The 3922-nt window shown below is 71.9% G+C and carries 5 protein-coding genes; 2 read left to right on the top strand and 3 right to left on the bottom strand.

From position 1 onward, the window contains the following. A partial coding sequence (locus tag G6024_RS12300; RefSeq protein ID WP_159148821.1) for an NAD-dependent succinate-semialdehyde dehydrogenase occupies nt 1-1401 on the top strand: 1401 nt, incomplete at its 5' end. A 33-nt stretch (nt 1402-1434) separates the two neighbouring features. Here the strand turns inward: G6024_RS12300 and G6024_RS12295 are convergent. After that, nucleotides 1435-1695, bottom strand: a complete 261-nt coding sequence (locus G6024_RS12295; protein ID WP_082923675.1) for a WhiB family transcriptional regulator — start codon at nt 1693-1695, stop codon at nt 1435-1437. Nucleotides 1696-1804: 109 nt separating this feature from the next. On the opposite strand from G6024_RS12295, the gene G6024_RS12290 reads away from it, so the two are divergent. Beyond that, nucleotides 1805-2419, top strand: coding sequence for a helix-turn-helix transcriptional regulator (locus G6024_RS12290; protein ID WP_096906087.1), 615 nt, complete (start codon nt 1805-1807; stop codon nt 2417-2419). A 29-nt stretch (nt 2420-2448) separates the two neighbouring features. Here the strand turns inward: G6024_RS12290 and G6024_RS12285 are convergent, their stop codons facing one another. Continuing rightward, on the bottom strand, nt 2449-3117 hold the full coding sequence (locus G6024_RS12285) for a GntR family transcriptional regulator (protein ID WP_069388851.1): 669 nt from the start codon (nt 3115-3117) through the stop codon (nt 2449-2451). Continuing rightward, nucleotides 3114-3922, bottom strand: an 809-nt coding sequence (locus G6024_RS12280; protein ID WP_241728282.1) for an amidase family protein, incomplete at its 5' end; no start/stop codon positions are given. The genes G6024_RS12280 and G6024_RS12285, both read right to left, overlap by 4 nt.

Here is a 3922-nt window from a genome sequence, read left to right as displayed (position 1 = left end):
TGGCGCGACGCCGCCTCCAGCGCGACGTTCGACGTGGTCAACCCCGCGACCGGTGAGGCGATCGCGACCATCGCCGACGGCGGGGCCAGTGATGCCGCCGCCGCGATCGAGGCCGCCGGTCGCGCCCAGCCGTCGTGGGCGGCGGTCCCCGCCCGCGAGCGGGCCGAGATCCTGCGCCGGGCCTATGAGCTAATCGTCGAGCGCGCCGACGAGCTGGCGCTGCTCATGACCACAGAGATGGGCAAGCCACTGGCCGAGGCGAAGGGCGAGGTGACCTACGGCGCCGAGTTCTTCCGCTGGTTCTCCGAAGAAGCCTGCCGCATCCGCGGCGACGCCCGCCGTTCCCCCGACGGCAAGACCCGGCTCATGGTCACCCACGAGCCCGTGGGACCGTGCATCCTCATCACCCCGTGGAACTTCCCCCTGGCCATGGCCACCCGCAAGATCGGACCCGCCATCGCCGCCGGCTGCACCATGGTCTTCAAGCCCGCCAACCTCACGCCACTGACCTCGCTGTACGTGGTGGACCTCCTGCGCGAGGCGGGGCTGCCCGACGGCGTCCTCAACGTGGTGTGCACGACCGACGCCGGCGGCGTGGTGGAGCCGTGGATCGACTCCGGCATCGCCCGCAAGCTGTCCTTCACCGGATCCACGCCCGTCGGCCGCACGCTCCTCGAGCAGTGCGCGCGCGGGGTGCTGCGCACCTCCATGGAGCTCGGCGGCAACGCGCCGTTCGTGGTCTGCGAGGACGCGGACATGGACACCGCCGTGGCCGCCGCGATGGCCGCCAAGATGCGCAACATGGGCGAGGCCTGCACGTCGGCCAACCGGATCCTCGTGCACCGCTCGGTCCTCGACGAGTTCGGTCGGCGCCTGACCGAGAAGATGTCCGCCCTGACCGTGGGTGACGGCACCACCGAGGGCACCGACGTGGGCCCGCTGGTCGAGGAGAAGGCCGTCACCAAGGTCGTGGACCTGGTCGACGACGCCGTCGAGCGCGGGGCCGAGGTGCTGACCGGCGGTTCGCGCCTGGAGGGCCCCGGCTACTTCTACCCGCCCACCGTGCTCACCGGTGTCACCCCGGACGCCGAGCTGATGTCGACCGAGATCTTCGGCCCCGTCGCCGCCCTCGTACCGTTCGACACCGACGACGAGGCCGTGACACTGGCCAACGACACCGAGTTCGGCCTGGTCTCGTACGTGATGACCGAGAACCTCGACCGCGCCATGACCATGTCCGAGCGGCTCCAGGCCGGCATGGTCGGCATCAACGTCGGCGTGGTGTCCAACCCGGCCGCCCCGTTCGGCGGCATCAAGCAGTCCGGGCTGGGGCGCGAGGGCGGGCTCAGCGGGATCGAAGAGTTCGTCGAGACCAAGTTGGTCGCGATCCCCGTGCGCTGAGCCGACCCGAACCGAGCCGACCCGCTGGCTCCCCTAGCCGGTGCGCACGCGGCCGGCTCGGCGGTGACGCTCGGCCTCGGTCATCCCGCCCCAGACGCCGTACAGCTCACGCTGGGCCATCGCGTGCTGGCGGCACGCGTCGATGACCGGACACTGCCCGCAGAGCTTCTTGGCGGCGGCCTCCTTGCGGCGCCGCGTCGACTTGGCCTCGTCCTCCGAGTTGTAGAAGAGGTCCGGGATCTCGCGGCACATCCCGGAGTCGGCCCACGCCCACCGATCGTCGAGTCTGGTCATCGCTGTCTGCATCATGGTTCCCCTCGCCGTCCGGTCCAGCTTCCGATGTCCCCGGGGGATTCGGCACACCCCCAGGGGTGGGATGGGTCACAACTGCTAATGTCCCTTCATGAAGGTCCGGGTCTCGGTGGTCAACGACTACTCGCTGGTCGTCGCCGGCGTGGAGGCCCTGCTGGGTCCGTACGCCGACCGGGTGCACGTGGTGCCGACCCATCACGCGACCGACGTCGCCACGCCGGTCGACGTCGCCCTGTTCGACACCTTCGGCTCCGGCCCCGGGTGGCAGCAGCGGTGCGCCGAACTCGCCCGTGACCCGCAGATCGGCGCGGTGGCGGTCTACTCGTTCATCACCGATCCGAAGGCCGTCGACGAGGCGCTGGCGGCCGGGGCCCGGGGTTTTCTCGCCAAGTCCCTGATCGGGGACGAGCTGGTCAGCGGTATCGAACGCATCGCTGCCGGTGAGCGCGTCACGGTGATCGACCGGGAGGACTCCGGGCCGGCCGCGCCGTGGCCCACTGGCGGTGTGGGCCTGACCCCCCGGGAGGCGGAGATGTTGGCGCTCATCACCCAGGGCCGGTCGAACGAGGAGATCACCGCGGCCTGCTACCTGTCGATCAACACCGTGAAGTCCTACATCCGGGACGCCTACCGCAAGATCGGGGTGACGACCCGGCCGCAGGCCGTGGCGTGGGCACTGCGGAACGGCCTCGGGTCGAGCCACTGAGCTCCGTGCCCTGACCGCCGTCCCCCGAGCTACGCGCCCTCGCTGACCCTGGCCAGCCCGTCCCGCATGTGGTCGACGAGCAACGTCCGGGCCCGGAGTCGGTCGCCCGAGCGCACCGCGTCCGCGATCGCGCGGTGCTCCGTGAGCCTGGACGCGGCGTCGGTATAGGTGCTGCGCATCGCGTGGAGGCACATACTCGTCTCCACCACCACGGTCTCGTGCACCCGCGACAACCGCGGGCTCCGCGCGGCCTCCACCAGCGCGTGGTGGAAGTCCAGATCCGCCGCCACCATGGCCGCAGACCGGGGTTCGTCGGCCAGCGCCGCCATGGCGTCGACGGCCGCGTCGAGGGCGTCGGCAGTGGCCTCCCCCAGACCCAGATCGAGCACCCGCTCCAGAGCACCGGTCTCGATGGTCGTCCGCAGCAGGTACATGTCCTCGACGGCGTCGGGCGTCAGGTCGGCGACGAACAGTCCGCGATTGCGGTGCGAGACGAGCAACCCCTCCTGGGTGAGCCGCTGCATCGCCTCGCGCAGCGGGCCGCGACTCACGCCGAGCGAGCGTGCGAGAGCGGCCTCGCCCAGTTGTGTCCCGGGGGCCAGCGAGCCGTCCGCGATGCCCCTCCGCAGAGCGCGCGCGATGAGGGACGGCGTCGACTCCTGGACGACGGGTTCCAGTCCCGCGGTCGAGTCGATCACGGCCGACCGTCCCCCGGCCGCTCCGCCGCGTGGACCCGCGGGGTGGGCACGACCTGACCGAGCGCGGCTTCGAGTGCGGCACCGACCCGGACCACCAGTCGGTCCTCGAACCGCGCACCCACCACCTGCAGCCCCACCGGGAGGCCCGCGTCGGTCGTCCCGCAGGGGACGCTCAGCGCCGGCTGCTGGGTCATGTTGAACGGATAGGTGTACGGCGTCCACGACGTCCAGTCGGGACTGTGCCAGCCCGACGGCACGTCCGATCCCGCGGCGAAGGCGGCGATCGGCGTGGTGGGCGTGATGAGGATGTCGTGGGCACGGTGGAAGTCGGCCATCCGCGCGCCCAGGGCCATCCGCACCGCCACGGCGTCGAGATAGTCGGCGGCGGAGTAGTCGTGGTACCGGCCCAGCGCCTCGCGCATCGACGGGTCGACGTGGTCGACGGCGCCCGGCCCGTGGGGCGCGAGGACCGCGGCGAGACCGGCGAACCACAGGACGTGGAACGCGTCGACCGGATCGGTGATCCCGGGGTCGACCGTCTCGACCCGCGCTCCCAGCGATTCCAGCACGGCGACCGCGCGTCCGACCTCCCGCTCGACCTCCGGGTCGGTGGTGCCGAAACCGAGGTCGGGGCTGTACGCGACGCGCAGTCCCTCGAGTGGGCGGTCCCCGCGTGAGCCGTCGACGGCCGCGGCGAGGTACCCGCCCGGACCGGGGGTCGTCGCGCGCGCCGGCACCGCCGACCAGTCGCGGGGGTCCGGACGCAGGAGGGTGTCCATGAACGCGGCCGTGTCGGCGACCGTGC

Source organism: Dietzia maris (assembly GCF_014144855.1).
In the GTDB taxonomy this organism is placed as follows: domain Bacteria; phylum Actinomycetota; class Actinomycetes; order Mycobacteriales; family Mycobacteriaceae; genus Dietzia; species Dietzia kunjamensis.
This window is presented reverse-complemented; position numbering and strand designations above follow the sequence as displayed.